Origin of the sequence: Streptococcus suis, from assembly GCF_002964045.1 — a bacterium.
GTDB classification, from domain to species: domain Bacteria; phylum Bacillota; class Bacilli; order Lactobacillales; family Streptococcaceae; genus Streptococcus; species Streptococcus suis_U.
In genome coordinates this window covers 1-416 of sequence record NZ_POPB01000321.1, presented here as the reverse complement: position 1 = coordinate 416, position 416 = coordinate 1, and the positions used below count along the sequence as shown (strand labels likewise).

At 49.3% G+C, this 416-nt stretch carries 1 protein-coding gene; it reads left to right on the top strand.

The features are described 5' to 3' along the window. A partial coding sequence (locus C1E99_RS05865) for a DHH family phosphoesterase (RefSeq protein ID WP_419580074.1) occupies nt 1–416 on the top strand: 416 nt, incomplete at both ends.

Below are 416 nucleotides of genomic sequence, written 5' to 3'. Positions count from 1 at the left end.
CCTACTCTGGGTCAATACGGAAGCCAGCTCATGCAGTGAAATGATTACGGAACTGGCCATCCAGAGCCAACTGGAACTAGATGGAGAGATTGCACGTCTACTCTATGCAGGAATTGTGGGCGATACAGGCCGCTTTCTCTATCCAGCAACCAGCTCGCGCACCTTTGAGATTGTCGCTCGTCTCCGCCAAGAAGATTTTGACTTTGCAAGGATATCTCGTCAGATGGACACCATTGATTTCAAGATTGCCAAGTTGACAGGCTACGTCTACGACAACTTGGAAGTGGATGGACATGGTGCGGCACGTGTCGTTTTGACACAGGATATTCTCGAAAAATATGGCGTGACCGATGCGGACACTTCCTTTATCGTAGGTGCACCAGGACGGATTGGAATCGTTCAATCTTGGGGGATTT